This window comes from Lutibacter sp., from assembly GCF_041596795.1.
In the GTDB taxonomy this organism is placed as follows: Bacteria; Bacteroidota; Bacteroidia; order Flavobacteriales; family Flavobacteriaceae; genus Lutibacter.
On record NZ_JBFHHX010000046.1, the window covers coordinates 1 to 21,907 of the forward strand.

The following is a 21,907-nucleotide window of genomic DNA, read 5'->3' on the forward strand; positions in this document are numbered from 1 at the left end:
AAAAGGAACCTTACATTGGGTTTCTATAAAACACGCTTTAAAAAGTGAAGTTAGAGTTTACGATAGATTGTTTACTGATGAAGCACCGGATAGTTACAAAGACAAAGATTTTAAAGAATTTTTAAATCCGGATTCTTTAAACATTATTGAAGCTTATGTGGAGCCTAGTTTAAAAACGGCAAATGTTTTGGATAGATTTCAGTTTCAACGTTTAGGGTATTTTTGTGTTGATAAAGATAGTACTACTGATAAATTAGTTTTTAATAGAACTGTACCACTAAGAGATAGTTGGGCAAAAATGGGAGAGTAGATTTTTAAAATGATAAAAATATTAGATTTTTACACACTAATATTGTTTGTATTTATCAACAACCTTTTTCTATATAAATATGGGAGCAGACTAGATATTATTAATATTTATGGACTTATTTTTGGCTATAATCTGTTTTTATTTTCAATTTTTTACAGTGTTATAAAAATTAAACTTTCTAATACTGCTATAAATTTAATATTTGGTAGTATAGTTTTTTTATTTTTTTGTGTTACTGTATATGTCAATATATCTGTAGATGGGGAAAATTTAAATGTAGATAGATGGTCCGCAATGAGTAATTCTATTAAAGCTCTGCTCAATAATGAGTATCCATACACAGCACAAACACATCTTGGAAAGGGTAGTTCTAATCTGCCCTCTATTTTTTTTATAGGATTTCCTTTTTATGTATTAGGTAATGTGGGGTTTTTACAATCTTTTAGTTTTTTACTTTATTCATTTATTTTATTTAAAACGCTTAAAAATCCAAAAGCAAAATTAGTTGGTATTTTACTTTTAACTCTCTCGATATTTTATTGGTGGGAAATTTACGCTAAAAGTGATTTGATGACTAATTTCATCATTATTTTAGGTTTTATTCTATACTCAGAAATGAAAAAGATAGATTTTACAAAACCTTATTTATTAGGATTAATCTCTGGCTTTCTGCTGTATACAAGATTAGTTGCTATAATCCCTTTATCAATTTTATTGTTTAAAAATTTTATAAATGTATCACTAAAAACTAAGGTTAAGTTTATTTCTACGGGTTTAATAATAATTTTAATATTAAGTTTTTTAATATTTAGAAACTGCCCTAACATTGAAACGTTTATTAATTATAACCCTTTTAATTTACAGAAAAAAAGTAGTCAATTCCCCATATACTTAAGCTTTATACTAATATTATTTCCGCTTTATTTTTCATTAAAAATAAAAAAATCGAAACAAATTATAGATTTCAGTGTTTTACTTTTATCATTAACCGTTCTTCTTTCTTTTTCAATGGTTTTTTATACTTACGGATTCTCAAAAATAATTAATAATCATTTATTTGATATAAGTTATTTTAATCTTATTACTCCTTTTATAATATATAAAATTGCTTTTTTAGTAGATAATTCAAAATTTATATATTCAAAAAAATAAATCATTACAATTAAATATTATTCATTAAATAACATCCTTTTATCCGTTACTTACTATTAGTGAAAGTTATTTTGTTGAAGTAAAAATAATTTTAAATTTACCTTTAAATAACATAGAGTTCTTTAATTAGTCTTCATTAAAACCAGCTATATTTATGAGACTTTTAGTATTGTTATTTGTATTTTTCTTTAGTTTAACATTTTACGGCCAATCTTTTAAGGTAGATTCCTTTTTTGCTAAAGCCAATCAAAATGGCATACTAAAAGGGCTAATTTTAGATGAAGATAACAATAACGAGCCATTGGTTTTTGCTGAAATTATTGTAAAAAATTCTGAGTCTAAAACCGAAACTGCAATGGATGGAACTTTTAAAATATCCTTAAAACCAGGTATTTACAATTTAGAAGTGCGCTTTATAGGCTATAAAACAATTGAGATAAACAATGTTAAAGTTACTCCTAATAATACAACCAACATTAAGCAATCATTACCTGTATTAAAAGTTGCTTCTTCAATTTCAATAGCAAGTTTACAATAAAATTGCACTTAAATTTGCGCTAACATTTAGTTAACACTTTTATTAAGTTTTCATAATAACAGCATAACCTTTCTTTTACTTAACGCTTGTTCCTTTGTCTCAAGAAATTTTAAGACAAAAATGAACAAGACAATTACAGGTATATTTTTACTTTTTAGCGTATTGCTATATAGTCAAAATAAAGGAACGGTAAGTGGAATAGTATTAGACAAAGAATTTGAAAACGCAGCCTTACCTTTTGCAAACGTATTTATTAAAGGTACTTCAATAGGAACCACTACTGATTTTGATGGAAAATATGAACTTAAAGCCGATGCTGGAATTTACACGTTAGTATTTAGTTTTATAGGGTATAAAACAATTGAAATTCCAAAAATACAAATTAAAAAAGGTGAAAACACCATAGTAAACCAACTATTGAGCGCCAGTGAAGGCGTGTCTTTAAACGAAATACAAATTACAGGAAGTGTTAGTAAAGAATCTGAAAGTGCATTATTAACAGAACAACGTAAAGCAACAAGTATTGAACAAAAAATTGGTGCCGAAGAATTAAACAGAAAAGGTGTTAGCGATGTAGCTGCAGCTTTAACAAAAACAACTGGTATATCAAAAGAAGAAGGATCGGGCAACGTTTTTGTTCGTGGACTTGGCGATAGATATAATATTACAACTTTAAACGGATTACCATTACCGTCAAACAATCCATCAAAAAAGAATATAGATTTAGGTATTTTCTCAACAGATATTGTTGAATTTATTGGGATTGATAAAACGTATGCAGTAAAAAATTATGGAGATTTTGCAGGTGCCAACGTTAATATAGCTTCAAAAAATTACAAAGGAACAGGGTTTTTAGAAATTGGTGTTGGTACTGGCGCCAATTCTGAAGCTATTTCACAAAGTAACTTTTACCTAAATGACGGTCCAAATTATTCAGGATTCTATACAAAATCCTATCCAAACTACCCACTAAGTAATTATAATTTCACTACAAGTTGGGACAGAGAAAAGGCAAATTCACCAATTAATGGAAGCGTTTCTATAAAAGGTGGTGAAAGTTTTAATATTGGCCAAGATACAAGAGTAAATATATTTGCTGTTGGATCTTTTGATAACGGATATTCTTATAAACAAGGCGTTTCTCGTGGATCTGTAAATGTAAATGGTGTAGCCAGAAAAGATTACGATTTTACAAGTTACGCTTATAACACCAATACTACGTTAATGAGTAATATTGGCGCTACACATAAAAATCAATCACTAAAATATAACGGTTTATATATAAACTCCACAAGTCAAAAGCAAGATGAATATTATGGAACTGTTGATATTTTTGATTACGCTCCAGAAGGCGGAGCTTTTTTACAAAGAGCAACTTTTGAAAGAACCGAACTTATTGTACATCAACTTTTAGGTGAACATACAATAAACGATGCTTTTGATGTAAACTGGGGAGCATCTTACAATTTTGTTAAAAATGCTGTGCCAAACCGTAGGCAAAATATTTTAACACCTGATAATTGGGACAATCCAGAAGGCCCAAAATCATTTCAACAAACAAATAATGCTTCCGATAATCATCGATTTTATCAAGATTTAGAAGAAGAAGAAATTGCCGCCAATTTTTCAACTATATATAAATTTGGTAAAAATGAAACCGATGAATATAAAGGAAAATTAACTGTAGGTTATAGCGGCAGATTTAAAACAGTTGATTTTAAAGCAACACAATTTAACTTACGAATTAATACAAGAGTTGACCAGCCCTTTGTTGAAAATATTTACAATTTAGATGCTTATTTTAATCAAGCTAACTTAAATGCCAATTTATTCAGTATTGAAACTTTTAGAGGAAATGTAAGTCAGGCAAATGCTCTAAGTCCACAAACATTTGGAGGTCCTCAAGATATTCACGCAGGATACATTTCGGTTGAATATATTATATCTCCAAAACTAACAGCTGTAGCAGGTACAAGAGCCGAGCAAATAAATCAAACCATAAATTGGGATACTTCTTTATCATCAGGTTCAAGTAAACTAGATGAATTGGAAATTTTACCAATGATTTCTCTAAAATACGAAGTAAATGAGCAACAAAATTTAAAATTTGCTGCGAGTAAATCGTATACCTTACCTCAATATATTGAACGTGCTTTATTTCAATTTGTTGGTGCAACTCAATCTTCTGTAGGAAATCCAAATTTATATGCATCTACAGATTACAACGCTGATGTTAAATGGGAATATTTTCCAAAATCCAATGAAATTATTGCTTTAGGTGTTTTTGGAAAAACTATACAAAACCCAATAAATGAAGTGGTTATAAACTCTGCTTCTAATGATATTAGTTATGTAAACTCCGGAGATATTGCAACTGTTGTGGGTGCTGAGTTTGAAATTAGAAAAACCCTTTTAAATAACAATACAAAACTAACTGCAGGTTTTAATTCATCGTATATGTACACCAACCAACAGTTGGATAAAGAAAAAGTTATAAATGAAACTTCTGCTGCTGGATATGGAATTAGTGTAGATTTTACAAATACGGAAGATAAATTATCTGGTGCATCAGACCTTCTTTTAAACGCAGATATCAGCTTTGAAAGAGAATTTAACAATCAAAAAAGCTTACAAGCAACAATTGCATATAATTATTTTTCTGACAGAATATTTGCTTTAGGAACCGAAGGAAAAGGAAACTTGGTAGATCAAGGTTCTGGTTCACTAGACTTTATTTTAAAATCAAAACTAAGTGAAAAACTAGGATTAAATATTTCTGCAAAAAATATTTTAAACCCAACAATAGAAAGAGTTCAAGAAACTCAAAACGTAATAGTTTCTTCATTTAAAAAAGGAATCAATTTAAAACTATCACTTTCATATACATTTTAATACAAAAAAACATAATTAAAATAAACAACAATTAAATTTTACAAATCAATTAAAACAAAAATGATGAAAAAACAAATTTTAACACTAATGATCCTAGTAGTCAGTACAGCTTTCGTAATTTCTTGTGGAGGCGATGATGATGACAACTCAATAGTAACTTGTGGCGATGGAATTCAGAATGGTGATGAAACCGGTATTGATTGTGGAGGTTCGTCTTGTGAACCTTGCGCGGCAAACACAACCTTAGAAGGTAATATTACCGAAAATGTAACCCTTGATGCAAGCTTGGTTTACCAACTTACCGGAGCTTATGTAATTAAAGATGGCGGATCGTTAACAATCCCTGCAGGAACCGTAATTAAAGCAACAGGAGGTACTGCAGCTTATATTGCAGTTGCGCAAGGAGGAAAAATTTATGTTAACGGAACTGCTGACAACCCAGTAGTTATGACATCAGGTGCCGATTCTCCTGCTCCAGCAAACTGGGGAGGTTTAGTGGTTTGTGGTAAAGCACCAACAAATGTAGGAGCAACCGCAACTTCTGAAGTAGCCGATTTAACTTATGGTGGAACAGTTTCAAACGATAATTCTGGTTCAATAAGATATTTACGTTTAGAATATACTGGAGCTAATTTTACACCTGATAAAGAATTTAATGGTTTATCACTTTTTGGTGTTGGTTCAGGAACTGTTGTGGAGTACGTACAATCTTATGAAGGTAGTGATGATGGAATTGAATTTTTTGGTGGAACAGTAAATGGAAAATACTTAATATCAACAAATAGTCAAGATGATGGTATTGATTTTGCTGATGGTTGGGCAGGAACAGGTGAAAATTGGTACATTACCGGAGCAGCAAAAGCAGGTATTGAAGGTTCTAATAATGGTGACAATGGAGATGCTACACCTGTAACCGTTGCTACACTAAAAAATATTACTGTAGTTGGCCCAGTTACAGAAGGAGCATTATACTTTAAAGAAGGTGGAGGAAACTTTACAGTAGATAATTTTTATGTTGATGGTGTAAACTTAGGAGTAAAAGTAAAAAGTACGGATACACCTGCAGTTACTCGAATTACAGATGGAAAATTAGTAATGACAAATGTGCAATTTGTAAATAGTACAACTGATTTTAATTTAACAGATTATACGGGAGCTACAACTTTTGTAACTCAAGTAACTACTGCAACTGGAGCGGGTAATAAATCTGATGCACCAAGTTGGGCAGCTGGTTGGGCTAAATTTTAATTAACATTATACTTAACAAAAAAGCCAGTGCATTGCACTGGCTTTTTTGTTTCTATAAGCTACTCATAATTAAGTGTAATTTCTTTACAAATTCCCTAATAAAATCAAATCGTATTAACTTTTAACATTCTAAAAAAAAATCATTAAATTTGAACTTCATCATTATATTTTTTATAAACAATCAATGAGAAAATTTACCTTGTTTTTATGTATTAGTATCATTTTTATTTCTTGTGAAAATAGCAAGGGAATTAGTTCTATTGCACCTATAAATTGGGAGAAAAGAACTGTTAATAAAAAGCTAAGTGATTCTTTAAAAATAGGTAAATCATACTTATCTGTTTATTCCCAAATTTACAGTACTACTGAACATAGAAAGCATAACTTAACTGTAACTGTAAGTATGAGAAACACCAATTTACACGATACTATTTTTATTAATAATGGTTCCTATTACGATACTAAAGGAAACTTAATACGTACTTATTTTAGTAAGCCAATATTTATAAAACCAATGGAAACAGTTGAAATTGTAATTGACGAAACTGATAAGCAAGGTGGCACAGGAGCCAATTTTATATTCGATTGGGCTATAAACAAAACTTCAAATGAACCTTTTTTTGAAGGTGTTATGATTTCCACGTCTGGGCAACAAGGTTTGTCATTTACAACTACTGGTAAAAAAATAACAAATTACAAATAACTATACATAGCAGCTAAAACAAAATCCTGTAAAAAATTGAAGATACCCCAAAAAGTTAGACGCTATTTAGGAATTTTAATTAAACCTAATTTACTGCCACAATTTTTTCCACTACACTTATAATTTTATTATTATCATATGTAACCAAACTAACTTTACCTTCTTTAAAATAAGACCAAACACCATCTTTCTTTCCATTATTGTAATATGCAATAGACGTTTTTTCTCCCTCAACATTATAACTCACCCACATTCCGTGTAATTTTTCGTTTTTATTAAAAAAACCTTCTCTTTCAATTACATCACTGTTATCAGTAAAATAATATGTTGCCTTCGTTAAATTGTTATCAACTTTTGTATATTCTACTTTTTGCTCTTGTGAAAATGCTGCTACACAAAACAACATTAATATTATATTTAGAAATGCTTTCATATTGTTTATTATTTAAATTAATAGTTTATTTTAACTTCATATCAAAGTTACTTTCTTTACTTTATATTAAGAATTTATTAACGTTATCTTTACATTAAGTTTTTTAAAAACAACCTTAATAGCCTGTTTTTCTGATGTTTAAAAACCACTTAGATTTCCCTCCAAAATTTGGATATTCAAAATAAATATTTAGAAAATTCTGTTTTTAGATTAAAAAATGAAAAACAAATTGTATTTTTATTATTAAAATAACCTCAATTTAACTTTATCTTAACATCAGGTATTGTTCTTTGCAACGACAAAAACTAATAATTATATGAAGCTTAAATTATCACTTATAATAGTATTACTAACGTTCTCATTAGTAACTATTGCTCAAGAAACAAATGCACCAACATTTGGAAAAGGACTTTTTAATTTAGTTGGAAAAGATAGCACTTGGACAATGAATGTTGCTGCTCGAATGCAATTTTTAACCACTGCCAATTTTGAAGATGGAACAAATCCTGAAACTAACTTTTTAGTTAGGCGAGCACGATTAAAATTTGGAGGGTTTGCCTTTTCTCCTAAACTTAAATATAAGCTAGAATTAGGTCTATCTAATAGAGATATTTCAGGTGCTTCAGTATACACAAGTAACTCTCCTGGATATATTTTAGACGCTGTTATAAAATATAATTTTGCCAAAAATTTAGAATTATGGTTTGGTCAAACTAAACTACCAGGAAATAGAGAGCGTGTTATATCTTCAGGAAACCTACAACAAGTTGATCGTTCTCTTTTAAACAGTGGTTTTAATATAGATCGCGATTTAGGTTTGCAACTTAGACATCATTGGAACTTATCAAATAATTTTGTTGTTAAAGAAGTATTTTCAATTTCACAAGGTGAAGGTCGTAATGTTACTACAGGAAATCTTGGTGGACATCAATACACAAGTAGATTAGAAATACTGCCTTTAGGGAATTTTTCAGGAGACGGTGATTATAGCGGGTCTGATCAAAAAAGAGAAGAGAAACCAAAATTGGCTATTGGAGTTACTTATGATTATAATAATAATGCTGTAAAAAATAAAAGTAACCAAGGGTCTTATATGATAACTGACGATGGTTTTTATCAAACCAACATCAACACATTATTTGTAGATTTTATGTTTAAACATAATGGATTTTCATTAATGGGTGAATTTGCAAATAGAGATGCTGATGATCCTATCGCAAAAAATTCTGATGGTTCCTTAACTGGTGATGAAGTTCAAGTGGGAAAGGGTCTTAATTTACAAGCAGGATACTTATTTAATAGTGATTGGGAATTGTCTGGACGTTATACTAATATAGATTGGGATAAAAACATCACAGGAAAAGAAGCTGAAAATCAATACACTATGGGATTATCAAAATATATTGTTGGCCACAAACTAAAAATACAAACTGATATAAGTTTACTACAAAGTGACGGTGCCAACAACAATTGGATGTATAGATTACAATTTGATATCCATTTCTAAAAAAATATTTTTTACAACTGAATTTAAATTATAGTTAATTTATTTTAAACAATTAATTTTCAATTAACCAATACTTAACAATGAGGTTATTCCTTTGCAAAACAAATTAAAAGAAAATAAAAATGAAAAAATTAGTATTTATTTTAACCGTAGCTTTAGTATTAGGAGCTTGTGGAAATAAAAAAGAAAAACAAGAAAATGCAGATGGCGCAAAACTATCAGGAACAATTAGTATAGATGGATCAAGTACCGTGTTTCCTGTAACAGAAGCTGTAGCAGAAGAGTTTAGAGCAGTACAACCAGATGTAAAAGTTACAATTGGTGTTTCCGGAACTGGTGGTGGTTTTCAAAAATTCTCTAGAGGAGAAACAAACCTTTCAAACGCATCTCGTCCAATAAAAGATAAAGAAATTGAAGCTTGTAACCAAAATAACATCACTTATTTAGAATTAGAAGTTGCTTATGATGGTTTAGCCGTTTTAGTAAATCCTGAAAACACTTGGGTTGATAACTTTACTGTTGAAGAATTAAAAATGATATGGGAACCAGCTGCACAAGGAAAAATTATGAAATGGAACCAAATTCGACCAGAATGGCCAAATGAAGAAATCCATTTATTTGGACCAGGTGTTGCATCAGGAACATATGACTATTTTACAGAAGCTATTGTAGGAAAAAGTGGTTCAAGTAGAGGTGATTTTACCGCTAGTGAAGACGATCACGTATTAGTTCAAGGTATTGCAGGAGACAAATATTCTTTAGGATTCTTTGGATTGGCTTATTACCAAGAAAATAAAGATAAATTAACTCTAATTGGTGTAAATAATGGTGAAGCCGTTGTAAAACCAACGTTAGAAACAGTTAGTAACGGAACCTACAGTCCTTTATCCAGACCTTTATTTGTATATGTAAATAGTACTTCTGTTAAACACCCAGAAGTAGTTGAATTTGTTAACTTTTATATTGATAATGCAGGTGAGTTAGCAGAAGATGTTGGATACATACCATTACCAGCTGAATTATATGCCAAACAAAAAGAAAGTTTTAAAGCTTTTGTTGAGCAAAACAAATAATAAAAAAGAAATAACACCATTATAAGAAATTAACATCTTTTAATGGTGTTTTAAAAATAATTTAATGCGTAAAATTAAAGAACTTGTAATAGAAAAATCACTTTTGGCAAGTGCATTAATTACTATTGCTGTTACTGTTGGAATAATTTTGGTGCTTGCCATTGAGGCCGTTAGTTTTTTTAATGAAGTATCAATCTTAGATTTTTTTACAGATACGCAATGGACTCCCCTATTTACCAATAAACATTACGGTATATTACCACTGCTTTCAGGAACATTACTTACGTCATTTATTGCCATATCAGTTGCTTTGCCAATTGGCTTAACAATTAGTATTTACTTAAGTGAATATGCTCCTAAAAGTTTTAGAAAAACAATAAAACCATTGCTAGAGCTTTTAGCTGCTGTACCAACAGTTGTATATGGCTTTTTCGCTTTAATAGTTGTAACACCTTTTTTACAACAATTTATACCAAGTCTTTCAGGTTTTAACTCACTATCTGCTGGTATTGTAATGGGAATTATGATTATTCCTTTTGTATCTTCCATTAGTGAAGACGCACTACACGCTGTTCCAAAAGCATTACGAGAAGCATCGTATGGAATGGGAGCAACCAAATTACAAACGGCATTTAAAGTAGTGGTACCAGCTGCATCATCAGGTATAATAGTTTCAATTATTTTAGCTATTTCAAGAGCTATTGGAGAAACAATGATTGTTGCAATTGCAGCCGGACAACAACCGCGCTTAACTTTTGATCCAACTGTACCGGTAGAAACTATTACCGCATACATTGTGCAAGTAAGTTTAGGAGATGTTCAACACGGCTCCATAGAATATAGAACCATATTTGCAGCGGGAATTACATTGTTTGTATTTACATTTTTACTAAATACACTAAGTTATAGCATCAGAAAAAAATATCAGGAAAAATATGAATAGCATTCAAAAAAATAGGTTGAAAGATCAGCTATTCAAAATTTGGGGAATAGCTTGTACATTAATAGGGTTAGTTTTACTAGTAGTATTTATTGGTGATATTTTAATTGATGGAATTAGTAGAATAGATTGGAGTTTTATTACTGATTTACCATCTAGAAAAGCTGAAAAATCAGGAATTTATACAGCCTTAATGGGCAGTATTTGGATTTTAATATTAACAACAATTATTGCTTTTCCAATTGGAGTAGCTGCTGGTGTATATTTAGAAGAATACAGTAAAAAAAATAGGTTGTCGGCAATATTAGAAATAAATATTTCCAATTTAGCAGGTGTACCATCTATTATATACGGTTTATTAGGATTAGAGGTTTTTGTTAGAATTATGAATTTAGGAGCAAGCGTTTTGGCAGGAGCTTTAACCTTATCATTATTAATTTTACCAATTATAATTGTTGCAACAAGAGAAGCCGTTAAAGCAGTTCCTTCTTCTATTAGAGATGCTTCCTATGCTTTAGGAGCTTCTAAATGGCAAACAATTTGGAACCAAGTATTACCAGCCTCTGGTGGTGGAATATTAACAGGTGTAATTTTAGCATTGTCAAGAGCTGTAGGAGAAACAGCTCCACTTATTGTTGTTGGAGCCTTAGCTTATGTTCCTTTTGCGCCAGCAAGTCCTATGGATGAATTTTCAGTACTTCCAATTCAAATATTTAACTGGATATCTCGTCCGCAACATGGTTTTATAGAAAACGCCGCTGCAGCAATTATAATTTTATTATTAATTACCTTTATAATGAATGGTATAGCTGTTTATTTTAGAAATAAGTGGCAAAAGAGATTAAAATAAATATGGATAAAGTAAAAACAAAAAAGATAAAATTTTCTCAAGATGATGAGGAAAATACATCCAACAATGGTTCAAGAATTGAAGCAAAAGATGTAAAAGTTTGGTATGATGATTTTAATGCTATAAAAGGTATTGATATGAGTATTAAACCAAATACTGTTACTGCTTTTATTGGTCCATCGGGTTGTGGTAAATCAACATTTCTTCGATTATTTAACCGAATGAATGATTATGTGGAAGGATTTAGAATGGAAGGTAAAATTAAAATTGATGGTAAAAATATTTATAAGAATAAAATAAATGTTGAAGAGTTACGTAAAGAAATTGGAATGGTATTTCAAAAACCAAACCCTTTTCCAAAATCAATTTTTGAAAATGTAGCTTACGGCTTAAAAATTCAAGGAATAAAAGATAAAAAGTTTATTAATGACCGTGTAGAAAAAGCGTTAAAACAAGCTGATTTATGGGAAGAAGTGAAAGATAATTTAAAAAAATCTGCACTTGCCTTATCAGGTGGTCAACAACAACGTTTATGTATTGCCAGAACCTTAGCTGTACAACCATCAATTTTATTAATGGATGAACCAACATCGGCATTAGATCCAATTTCAACAGCAAAAATAGAGGAACTAATTCATCATTTAAAAGAGGAATATACCATAATTATTGTAACACATAATATGCAACAAGCTTCAAGAATTAGTGATTTTACGGCTTTCTTTTATTTGGGTGAATTAATAGAATTTGATAAAACCAAGAAGATATTTACAAACCCATCTAACAAACAAACCGAAAACTATATTACAGGTAGATTTGGTTAAAAAATATTGAATTATGATAAATATTGAAGAACAAAGAGTTGCTTTAAGTAAAATAGGAGAAGAAATGCTAAGCTTATGTCAAAGCCAAGTAGAGCAATCTTTTGAAGCATTTATAACTTTTGATACCGATATTGCAGAAGAAGTAATATTAAAAGAAAATAGAATAAATGCTTTAGATTTAAAAATTGAAAGAGATACAGATCATTTTATTGCTTTAAACAATCCGGTGGCAACAGATTTACGTTTTGCTTTAGCTTTATTAAAAATAAATTATAATTTAGAACGCATTGGAGATCAAGCATTTGATATATCAAATCATACCATTGATTTAAATCAAAAATTAGCGCCTGAATTAGTTGAAAAATTACAATTCAAAGTCATGTTTGAAACCTTAGAAAGCATGTTTAAAGATATTGTAACCGCATATACTGAAGAAAATTTAAAAGCGGCAAGAAAAGTTTTTAAAAAAGATAAAGTAATAAACCAAATTAACGCTAATACGTTTAAAATTGTTGAGGAGGAAGTTGTTAAAAACCCAGCTTTGGTAAAACAATATTTAATGGCTTTAGTGGTGATGAAAAAGTATGAAAAAATAGGTGATTTACTAAAAAATATTTCTGAAAGTATCATTTACTATATTGATGCTAAAATTCTAAAACACAAAAAGAAAAAATAATATTTAAAGAGCGCTAAAAAGCGCTCTTTTTTTCATCAATAAAATTTCCATTTTCAAATAAAGGATCATTAGAACTATACAATAATTCGGCAACTTCAATTAGTTTTTTTATAATATCATTTACGTTAGAGTAATCGTTAAAAAGTGATGATGCCATTTCAACAGTTATTAAATCTTTTCTAATTAATTTATCAATAGATTTATTGCTATGCTTAATATTTTCTTTTGCTTCCTTCTTTAAATTTGTCAATTTAGCTGCGTATTTTTCAGGATTCTCTTCTGTTTGAAACAAATGAATTACGCGTAAAACTTTAGTTAGTTTTTTTCTAAAATCATCGTATTCTTTTGATAGATATTTATTCTCTGAATTTAAAGATAGAGTTACATTTTTATTTAGATCTTTTACATCTTTAATAATTTCCACCATTTTTCTGTTAGCAATTTTTATTTCTGTAATAATGTTATTCTGTTTTCTATTTAATTTTAAATCGTTTTGAGCAGTTGCAGCATACCTAATAATTTCACCATAAATACTTTTAACTTTTTTTAGATAAATATCATCAATGTTTATTTGTAAATCTTTGGTAGATTTTTCAATTATTTTTTTAATTTTTTCACCAGATATAATATCATCTCTATGAATATTTAATCCGTGAGTAACAATTTCAAACACCGCATTTTTATATAAATACTTAGATTCGTTTAATAATGCTGTAATTGTAGATCCAGGAAATTGCAGAACTGCTTCGTTTAAAAACTTTGGCTCATCAATATCTTTATCTTTTTTCTCTTTTATAATTTTTAGTAATAATTGTTCTAATTTATTAATAAAAGGAATCATAATTAAAACACCTAATACATTAAAAAACGTATGAAACATAGCTAATTTTAAAACGTAATCCGTTTGTGAAATTCCAACTACATCTGTAAAAAAGTTCACTAGTTTTGCTAATGGAAAAATAAAAATAAGAGCTACAACACCCGTAATTACATTAAAAATTAAATGCGCCCCTGCTAAACGTTTTCCTGCAACATTAGAGCTTAAAGAGCCTAAAACCGCCGTTATAGTTGTACCAACATTTGCTCCAATAGCCAGTGCCAATGCATTTTCATATTCAATTTGCCCAGCTGCCAAAGCCGTTAAAATTAACGCTAAAGTTGCACTGCTAGATTGTAATATAGTAGTTACAATTACACCTAAACCGGCATAAACAATTACACCTAAAAAACCTGAAATAGCATATTGAGTTAAATCTATATAATCTTTAAAAACATCAAAACCTTCTTTCATGTAATGAATACCTAAAAAGAAGAATCCCAATCCGGCAAGCACATTTCCAATTCCTTTAAACGAAACATTTTTTTGAAAAGAAAAGATAATTCCAAAAACCAACATTGGTAAAGCCAATGCCGATATTTTAAACTTTAATCCAAAAGCTGCAACTAACCAAGCTGTTGCTGTAGTTCCAATGTTTGCACCAAAAATTAAGCCCAATCCGCCAGCTAAATCAATTAATCCGGCACTAATAAATGAAATTGTAATTACTGAAACTAATGAACTAGATTGAATAAATGCTGTAACCACAGCACCAACTGAAATACTTTTATAAAGTTTATCTGTTGCATTTTTTAATATTGTTTGCAAAGGCCCTTTTGTGAATACTTTAAAACCTTCTTCTAACATTATCATTCCAAATAATAAAATTGCAACACCCGCTGCAATGGTTTTAAAATTTGGATTAACAAATAATATAATAGCCATTACTATTAAAAAAACAAAAAATAGCAGTTTTCGAATCATACATTTATTTAATTACAGTAAACTTACATTTTTTAATATTGAAATAAAAGAGAATTAAAAGCATTACTCAACCAAATTTTAATATTTACTTAATATTTACTTGACATAAAACTGGTTTTAAATACAGATTTTTGAATAAAATTATTAACTGTAATAATTTCTTCATTTCATAAAGTCTATTAGTTTTTGTCAACAAGATTTTGAAATGTTCAGGCTACCATTTTCTTGGTAGCCTTTTTTTATTTAAAGTTATAAAATAACCTTTTGTTAACATTAACTTAACATTGTAATAGGTTCTTTGCACCGACAAAAACTAATATAAAAGCAAGCGGATTTTACATTTAATTAATAGTAAAACGCTAAAGAAAATTAAAACTAATTTATGGATAATATTTATTTAATAATGATTGTTGCCCTAGCTGTTTTGGCTGTTGCCGATTTAGTTGTAGGAGTAAGCAATGATGCAGTAAACTTTTTAAATTCTGCTGTTGGATCTAAAGTTGTTTCTATGAGAACAATTATGATAGTTGCCAGCATTGGAATTGCCCTAGGCGCCATTTTTTCAAGCGGAATGATGGAGGTTGCAAGAAAGGGAATTTTTAACCCAGACATGTTTATGTTTGCCGATATTATGGTCATTTTTATGGCAGTAATGATTACAGATATTTTATTGCTAGATTTTTTTAACACTATTGGCATGCCAACTTCAACAACAGTATCTATTGTTTTTGAATTGTTAGGTGCTGCCGTAGCCATTGCTTTAGTAAAAATTTATGCAGATGGCGGTGGATTTTCTGAAGTAGTAAATTATATAAACACTTCACAAGCCTCAGAAATAATTGTAGGTATTTTATTATCTGTTATTATTTCATTTACTGTAGGTGCAATAGTGCAATACATTGCAAGGTTGTTGCTGTCGTTTAATTTTCAAAAAAAGGCAGCTTGGGTTGGCGCTTTATTTGGCGGAATTGCTTTAACATCAATGGTGTACTTTATTCTTTTAAAAGGAATTGGTGGAACAGGATTTGCCAAAGCTAGTTTTGCATTAACCGAAGGTAAAACCATTAAAGAATTTTTAGAAATTCATGCAATTCCAATTATTACTATAAACCTTATTTTATGGTCCTTAATTTCTTTTGTATTAATTAACTTTTTTAAGGTAAATATCTATAAAATTATAATTATTGTTGGAACATTTGCTTTAGCATTGGCTTTTGCTGGTAACGATTTGGTAAATTTTATTGGAGTACCAATTGCTGCTTGGCAATCGTACCAAGCTTGGGTTGGATCTGGAGTTCCAGCAACTGAATTTGGAATGTCTTTTTTAGCTGATAAAGTTCCTACACCAACATTATTGCTTTTTATATCTGGACTTGTAATGGTTTTAACATTATGGTTTTCAAAAAAAGCAAAATACGTAGCACAAACAGAAATAAATTTATCACGAGAAGGTAATTCTAAAGAGCGTTTTGAACCTAACTTTTTGTCTAGACTTTTAGTAAGAGGTTCTAAAGCTTTAGGCTTCTATTTTAATGCTAAAACGCCAAAATCTATACAAGCAAGAATTGAAAAACAATTTGAAAAACCAGCAATTAATATAGAACATGCAAAAAGTTTAGACCTACCTGCATTCGATTTAGTGAGAGCAGCAGTAAATTTAATGGTAGCTGGTATATTAATTTCTCTAGCCACATCGTACAAATTACCTTTATCTACAACCTATGTTACATTTATGGTTGCAATGGGTACTTCATTATCTGATAGAGCTTGGGGAAGTGAAAGTGCCGTTTACAGAGTTGCCGGTGTTATGAATGTAATTGGCGGATGGTTTTTTACAGCAATTATAGCTTTTGTGGCAGCAGCAACTGTTGCATATCTAATACATATTGGTGGTTCTGTAATGATTGCAGTTTTATTATTAATCTCTGTTTTAATTATTGCTAGAAACTCTATAAGTTATTTAAAAAAATCTAAAGAATTAAAAGCTGAAGATAGCCTAGATAATGCCGAAAGTGATTCGGTACAAGGAGTTATTGAAGAAAGCGCAAAAAATATTTCAAAAGTATTAAAACGTGTTGATAAAATTCAAAGCGCCGCAATTGAAGGTTTAGTTAAACAAGATTTAAAGAAATTAAAAAAAGCTAAAAATGATGTTGGTAAATTAGAAACCGAAATTGAAGATCTTCAAAATAACATTTTCTACTTTATTAAAAACTTACATGAATCTTCTGTAAGCGCTAGTTCTTTTTATATTGATGTTATTAAAACATTGCAAGACATTGCCCAATCTATTGGATTTATATCAAAAATAAGTTATAAACATATTCATAACAATCATAAAGCTTTAAAAGAAAATCAGGCAAATGAATTAAAAGAAATTGAATTAAAATTAAATGGAATGTTTACTAAAACACGTTCTGTATTTGAATCAAATTCTTTTGAACAAATTCCTTATTTAATAGAAGAATTAGAAAATTTACTTTCTGAAGTTGGTGCATATACACAAAAACAAGTAGAACGTACTAGAACTACCGAATCTAGTCCAAAAAACACCACATTATACTTTAGTATTTTATTAGAAATTGAAGATTTATTAAAAGCAAAAATTAATTTGTTAGAATTATATACCAAATTATAATTTAGTACATTAATACTCTAAAATACTAACTTTAAAAAAAATCTTAAAAAGGAATCTAACAACTAGATTCCTTTTTTACATATTAAGAAAATCTTAATAAAAACAAAGTATTCTATAGTTTTAAGAAAATAACTTAGTATTTTTACCAAATTATAAAAAATCAACTAAAAAATGGATAATTTATATTTATTAATGATTGTTGCATTAGGAATTTTAGCCATCGCAGATTTGGTGGTTGGAGTTAGTAATGATGCGGTAAACTTTTTAAACTCTGCTATTGGATCAAAAGCAGTTTCTTTTAAAACAATTATGATTGTTGCCAGTATTGGTATTGCTTGTGGAGCTATTTTCTCAAGCGGAATGATGGAAGTTGCTAGAAAAGGAATATTTAATCCTGGCATGTTTATGTTTAGTGATATTATGATCATTTTTATGGCGGTAATGATAACCGACATTTTATTACTCGACTTTTTTAATACCTTAGGAATGCCAACCTCAACTACAGTTTCTATTGTATTTGAGTTATTAGGTGCTGCTGTTGCGGTAGCATTAATTAAAATTGGTGCTGATAACGGAAGTTTTACAGATGTGGTTTCCTATATTAATACAGACAAAGCCACTCAAATAATTTTTGGTATTCTGCTCTCGGTGTTAGTCGCGTTTTCAATAGGAGCTTTAGTTCAATACTTATCGCGTTTATTGTTATCATTTAATTTTGAAAAAAAACCAAATTGGATTGGCGCTGTTTTTGGCGGAATTGCCCTAACTTCTATAATGTACTTTATTTTAATGAAAGGTATAGGAGGAACAAATTATGCTAAACAAAGTTTCGATTTTATTGGAGGAGAAACTATAAAAGATTTTTTAGAACATTATGTTTTTGCAATTATTTTGGCAAACTTAATTGTTTGGTCTTCATTAGCTTATATTTTAATAGCTTTCTTTAAAACTAATATTTATAAAATAATTATTATTGTAGGAACTTTTGCCTTGGCATTAGCTTTTGCAGGAAATGATTTGGTAAATTTTATTGGAGTACCAATTGCTGCTTGGCAATCTTACGAGGCTTGGGTAGCTTCAGGAATCCCAGCAAACGAATTTACTATGAAAATTTTATCTGAAAAGGTTCCAACACCTACTTTTTTATTATTTATTGCCGGAATGGTAATGGTAGTAACTTTGTGGTTTTCTTCAAAAGCAAAAGCTGTTGTAAAAACCTCTTTAGATTTATCTAGCCAAGGTGAAACAAAAGAGCGTTTTGAACCTAACTTTTTATCAAGAGTTTTAGTACGTAGTACTATTTTAATTTCTAAATATATTACAACGCTTATCCCAAATTCAATTGAAGAAAAAATAGAAAAACAATTTGAAAAGCCAGTAATTAAATTAGTAGAAGGTAAAAAACACGAATTACCTGCGTTTGATTTAGTGCGTGCTGCAGTAAATTTAATGGTTGCAGGTGTTTTAATATCAATTGCAACATCGTACAAATTACCATTATCAACAACCTATGTAACTTTTATGGTTGCTATGGGTACTTCATTAGCCGATAGAGCTTGGGGTAGTGAAAGTGCTGTGTACAGAGTTGCAGGAGTTTTAAATGTAATTGGCGGATGGTTTTTTACTGCAATAAGTGCTTTTATTGCAGCCGGAATAGCTGCCTATTTAATATATTTAGGTGGCGCTACTATGATTGCCATTTTATTATTAATTGCCGTTGCTTTATTAATTAGAAACTCATTAAGTCATCTAAAAAAATCAAAAGAAATAAAAGCTGAAGACAGTTTAAACAGATCTGAAAGTAAATCGGTACAAGGTGTAATTGAAGAAAGTGCAGATAATATTGCTAAAGTATTAAAACGTGTAAGTAAAATTCAAGAAAACACTATAAACGGATTAATTAAACAAGACCTACCAACACTTAAAAAAGCCAAAAATACCGTTGGAAAATTAGAATCTGAAATTGATGATTTACAAAATAACATTTTCTATTTTATTAAAAATTTAGATGAATCATCGGTTAGCGCAAGTACTTTTTATATTGATGTAATTGGAGATTTACAAGATATTGCACAATCTGTTGGGTTTATATCAAAAGTAAGTCATAAACATATACATAATAACCACAAAGGATTAAAAGTAAATCAAACTAAAGAATTAAAGGGAATTAGTGAAAATTTAAATCGTTTATTTGGAAAAATGAGAGAAATTTTTGAAACTCGTTCCTTTGATAAAATTGGAGCTATAATTGAAGAGAAAAAAGAATTATTAAATGATGTTTCAAAATGCGCTCAAAAACAAGTTGAAAGAACTAGAACAACTGAATCTAGTCCTAAAAACACAACGCTTTACTTTAGTATTTTATTAGAAACAGAAGATTTAATAAAAGCAACAATGAGTTTGTTAGAATTATATGCAATTCAAAAAAAGAAAAGCTAATTATCCTTTTTAATTGTTAAAAGCCCGAGAATCGTTTCTCGGGTTTTTTTATGTAGCTTTGCCAAAAAATAAGTATTGATGAATTATCTTTCTGTTGAAAACATTTCAAAATCATTTGGAGAACTAGAACTTTTTAGTAACATTTCCTTTGGTATTAATAAAGACCAAAAAATTGCATTTATTGCTAAAAACGGCACAGGAAAAACATCTATGCTTAATATTATTGCCGGTTTAGATAATCCAGATACTGGACAAATTGTAAGCCGTAAAGGATTAAAAATTGAGTATTTATCACAAGAAGATAATTTAAATAACAATTTAACTGTTGAAGAATCCATTTTTGATTCTGAGAACGAAGCTTTAAAGGCTATTGAAGCCTATGAACACGCTTTAAAACACCCAGAAGATGAAAAAGCATACCAACAAGCTTTTGAAAAAATGGAGCGCTTAAACGCTTGGGATTTTGAAACGCAATACAAACAAATTCTATTTAAACTTAAATTAGAAGATTTAGAGCAAAAAGTAGGTTCACTTTCTGGTGGGCAACGCAAAAGATTATCATTAGCCATAATTTTAATTCATAAACCCGATTTATTAATTTTAGATGAGCCAACAAACCATTTAGATTTAGAAATGATTGAGTGGTTAGAAAGTTATTTTGAAAAAGAAAAAATAACACTGTTTATGGTTACGCACGACCGCTTTTTTTTAGAGCGTGTATGCAATGAAATTGTAGAATTAGATAACAAAGAATTTTTTACTTACAAAGGAAACTACTCTAACTATTTAATTAAAAAAGAAGAACGTATAGAAATTGAACAAGCTACGGTAGATAAAGCTAAAAACTTATTTAAAACAGAGTTAGAATGGATGCGCCGCCAACCAAAAGCACGTACCACAAAATCTAAAAGTAGAATTGACGATTTTTACGTAATTAAAGAAGCCGCTTCTAAACGCAGAAACGACCATAAAATTCAGCTAGAAATTGATATGGAACGTATGGGAACCAAAATTTTGGAACTGCACAACATCTCAAAAACGTTTGGCGATTTAAAAATTTTAGACAAATTTGATTACAACTTTTTACGCGGCGAACGTATTGGTATTATAGGAAAAAACGGAACTGGAAAAACTAGTTTTTTAAATATTATTACTGGTGAAATTCCTGTAGAATCAGGAAAAGTAGTTATTGGCGAAACCATAAAATTTGGCTATTATACCCAAGATGGAATTGAAATTAAACCAGGACAAAAAGTTATTGAAGTAATTAAAGAGTTTGGTGAATATATTCCGCTTACCAAAGGAAGAAAAATTTCAGCTGCACAACTATTAGAACGCTTCCTTTTTAGCCGAAAAAGACAATATGATTTTGTTGAAAAACTAAGTGGAGGAGAACGTAAACGTTTGTATTTATGTACCGTTTTAATCCAAAACCCTAATTTTTTAATATTAGATGAGCCAACCAACGATTTAGATATTATTACCTTAAATGTATTGGAGAGCTTTTTGTTAGATTTCCCTGGATGTTTATTAGTGGTATCTCACGACCGTTATTTTATGGATAAAATTGTAGATCACTTATTTGTTTTTAGAGGTGATGGCGTTGTAGAAGATTTTCCTGGTAATTATTCCGATTTTAGAGCGTATGAAGATTCTAAACCTAAGGAAGAAGAACCTATTGTTATTGAAAAAGCAACAGATACACGTATAAAAGCTGAACCCAAAGTAAAGCTTACCTACAAAGAGAAAATGGAATTTGATGCCATTGAAAGTGATATAGAAAAACTACAACAACAAAAAACAGCCATTGAAACTAAATTTTTAGATGGTTCTTTAGATGGTGAAGCAATAAATAAATTATCTGTAGAACTACAAGAAATAACCAA

General features: G+C 29.6%; 16 protein-coding genes and 1 pseudogene. 15 read left to right on the top strand and 2 right to left on the bottom strand.

The features are described from left to right. From ABY298_RS07385 to ABY298_RS07410, 6 genes and pseudogenes are all read left to right on the top strand, one after another. Window positions 1-310 (top strand): annotated as a pseudogene (locus ABY298_RS07385) (glutamine--tRNA ligase); the annotation flags it as partial. A gap of 9 nt (window positions 311-319) precedes the next feature. Further along, window positions 320-1,462 carry a hypothetical protein gene (locus tag ABY298_RS07390; protein ID WP_372745379.1) on the top strand — a complete coding sequence of 381 codons (1,143 nt, stop codon included), beginning with the start codon at window positions 320-322 and terminating at the stop codon, window positions 1,460-1,462. Between the two features lie 154 nt (window positions 1,463-1,616). After that, window positions 1,617-2,000, top strand: coding sequence for a carboxypeptidase-like regulatory domain-containing protein (locus ABY298_RS07395; protein ID WP_372745380.1), 384 nt, complete (start codon window positions 1,617-1,619; stop codon window positions 1,998-2,000). Window positions 2,001-2,120: 120 nt separating this feature from the next. Then, the gene (locus ABY298_RS07400) at window positions 2,121-4,892 is read left to right on the top strand and encodes a TonB-dependent receptor domain-containing protein (RefSeq protein ID WP_372745381.1); all 2,772 of its coding nucleotides are present in this window, start codon (window positions 2,121-2,123) and stop codon (window positions 4,890-4,892) included. 87 nt (window positions 4,893-4,979) lie between these two features. After that, window positions 4,980-6,140 carry a hypothetical protein gene (locus tag ABY298_RS07405; RefSeq protein ID WP_372745382.1) on the top strand — a complete coding sequence of 387 codons (1,161 nt, stop codon included), beginning with the start codon at window positions 4,980-4,982 and terminating at the stop codon, window positions 6,138-6,140. Between the two features lie 184 nt (window positions 6,141-6,324). Further along, on the top strand, window positions 6,325-6,843 hold the full coding sequence (locus ABY298_RS07410; RefSeq protein WP_372745383.1) for a DUF3124 domain-containing protein: 519 nt from the start codon (window positions 6,325-6,327) through the stop codon (window positions 6,841-6,843). A gap of 85 nt (window positions 6,844-6,928) precedes the next feature. Here the strand turns inward: ABY298_RS07410 and ABY298_RS07415 are convergent, their stop codons facing one another. Then, a complete protein-coding gene (locus ABY298_RS07415; protein ID WP_372745384.1) occupies window positions 6,929-7,276 on the bottom strand; it encodes a hypothetical protein in 348 nt (115 codons plus the stop codon). A 316-nt stretch (window positions 7,277-7,592) separates the two neighbouring features. On the opposite strand from ABY298_RS07415, the gene ABY298_RS07420 reads away from it, so the two are divergent. From ABY298_RS07420 to phoU, 6 genes are all read left to right on the top strand, one after another. Further along, on the top strand, window positions 7,593-8,783 hold the full coding sequence (locus tag ABY298_RS07420) for a porin (RefSeq protein WP_372745385.1): 1,191 nt from the start codon (window positions 7,593-7,595) through the stop codon (window positions 8,781-8,783). Between the two features lie 122 nt (window positions 8,784-8,905). Then, window positions 8,906-9,856, top strand: a complete 951-nt coding sequence (locus ABY298_RS07425; protein WP_372745386.1) for a PstS family phosphate ABC transporter substrate-binding protein — start codon at window positions 8,906-8,908, stop codon at window positions 9,854-9,856. A 64-nt stretch (window positions 9,857-9,920) separates the two neighbouring features. Beyond that, entirely contained in the window at window positions 9,921-10,799 is an 879-nt protein-coding gene (pstC, locus tag ABY298_RS07430) for a phosphate ABC transporter permease subunit PstC (protein ID WP_372745387.1), read from the top strand. Further along, on the top strand, window positions 10,792-11,646 hold the full coding sequence (gene pstA / locus ABY298_RS07435; RefSeq protein ID WP_372745388.1) for a phosphate ABC transporter permease PstA: 855 nt from the start codon (window positions 10,792-10,794) through the stop codon (window positions 11,644-11,646). Before pstC ends, pstA begins: the two co-directional genes overlap by 8 nt. A 2-nt stretch (window positions 11,647-11,648) precedes the next feature. Continuing rightward, a complete protein-coding gene (gene pstB / locus ABY298_RS07440; RefSeq protein WP_372745389.1) occupies window positions 11,649-12,467 on the top strand; it encodes a phosphate ABC transporter ATP-binding protein PstB in 819 nt (272 codons plus the stop codon). 13 nt (window positions 12,468-12,480) lie between these two features. After that, window positions 12,481-13,143 carry a phosphate signaling complex protein PhoU gene (gene phoU, locus ABY298_RS07445; protein ID WP_372745390.1) on the top strand — a complete coding sequence of 221 codons (663 nt, stop codon included), beginning with the start codon at window positions 12,481-12,483 and terminating at the stop codon, window positions 13,141-13,143. Between the two features lie 13 nt (window positions 13,144-13,156). On the opposite strand, the gene ABY298_RS07450 is transcribed toward phoU, so the two are convergent. Beyond that, entirely contained in the window at window positions 13,157-14,905 is a 1,749-nt protein-coding gene (locus tag ABY298_RS07450; RefSeq protein WP_372745391.1) for a Na/Pi cotransporter family protein, read from the bottom strand. A 421-nt stretch (window positions 14,906-15,326) separates the two neighbouring features. Between ABY298_RS07450 and ABY298_RS07455 the strand changes: the two genes are divergently transcribed. The 3 genes from ABY298_RS07455 to ABY298_RS07465 form a co-directional block, all read left to right on the top strand. Continuing rightward, the gene (locus ABY298_RS07455) at window positions 15,327-17,582 is read left to right on the top strand and encodes an inorganic phosphate transporter (protein WP_372745392.1); all 2,256 of its coding nucleotides are present in this window, start codon (window positions 15,327-15,329) and stop codon (window positions 17,580-17,582) included. 171 nt (window positions 17,583-17,753) lie between these two features. After that, entirely contained in the window at window positions 17,754-20,021 is a 2,268-nt protein-coding gene (locus ABY298_RS07460; RefSeq protein WP_372745393.1) for an inorganic phosphate transporter, read from the top strand. 78 nt (window positions 20,022-20,099) lie between these two features. Beyond that, window positions 20,100-21,907, top strand: a 1,808-nt coding sequence (locus ABY298_RS07465) for an ABC-F family ATP-binding cassette domain-containing protein (RefSeq protein WP_372745394.1), incomplete at its 3' end; no start/stop codon positions are given.

Bases quoted from the DNA above. Each gene is read 5' to 3' on its own strand.
- ABY298_RS07460 (WP_372745393.1), top strand. From the start codon at position 17,754: ATGGATAATTTATATTTATTAATGATTGTTGCATTAGGAATTTTAGCC.
- ABY298_RS07450 (WP_372745391.1), bottom strand. From the start codon at position 14,905: ATGGCTATTATATTATTTGTTAATCCAAATTTTAAAACCATTGCAGCG.
- ABY298_RS07455 (WP_372745392.1), top strand. From the start codon at position 15,327: ATGGATAATATTTATTTAATAATGATTGTTGCCCTAGCTGTTTTGGCT.
- phoU (WP_372745390.1), top strand. From the start codon at position 12,481: ATGATAAATATTGAAGAACAAAGAGTTGCTTTAAGTAAAATAGGAGAA.
- ABY298_RS07410 (WP_372745383.1), top strand. From the start codon at position 6,325: ATGAGAAAATTTACCTTGTTTTTATGTATTAGTATCATTTTTATTTCT.
- ABY298_RS07390 (WP_372745379.1), top strand. From the start codon at position 320: ATGATAAAAATATTAGATTTTTACACACTAATATTGTTTGTATTTATC.
- ABY298_RS07420 (WP_372745385.1), top strand. From the start codon at position 7,593: ATGAAGCTTAAATTATCACTTATAATAGTATTACTAACGTTCTCATTA.
- pstA (WP_372745388.1), top strand. From the start codon at position 10,792: ATGAATAGCATTCAAAAAAATAGGTTGAAAGATCAGCTATTCAAAATT.
- pstC (WP_372745387.1), top strand. From the start codon at position 9,921: ATGCGTAAAATTAAAGAACTTGTAATAGAAAAATCACTTTTGGCAAGT.
- ABY298_RS07395 (WP_372745380.1), top strand. From the start codon at position 1,617: ATGAGACTTTTAGTATTGTTATTTGTATTTTTCTTTAGTTTAACATTT.
- ABY298_RS07405 (WP_372745382.1), top strand. From the start codon at position 4,980: ATGATCCTAGTAGTCAGTACAGCTTTCGTAATTTCTTGTGGAGGCGAT.
- pstB (WP_372745389.1), top strand. From the start codon at position 11,649: ATGGATAAAGTAAAAACAAAAAAGATAAAATTTTCTCAAGATGATGAG.
- ABY298_RS07425 (WP_372745386.1), top strand. From the start codon at position 8,906: ATGAAAAAATTAGTATTTATTTTAACCGTAGCTTTAGTATTAGGAGCT.
- ABY298_RS07400 (WP_372745381.1), top strand. From the start codon at position 2,121: ATGAACAAGACAATTACAGGTATATTTTTACTTTTTAGCGTATTGCTA.
- ABY298_RS07415 (WP_372745384.1), bottom strand. From the start codon at position 7,276: ATGAAAGCATTTCTAAATATAATATTAATGTTGTTTTGTGTAGCAGCA.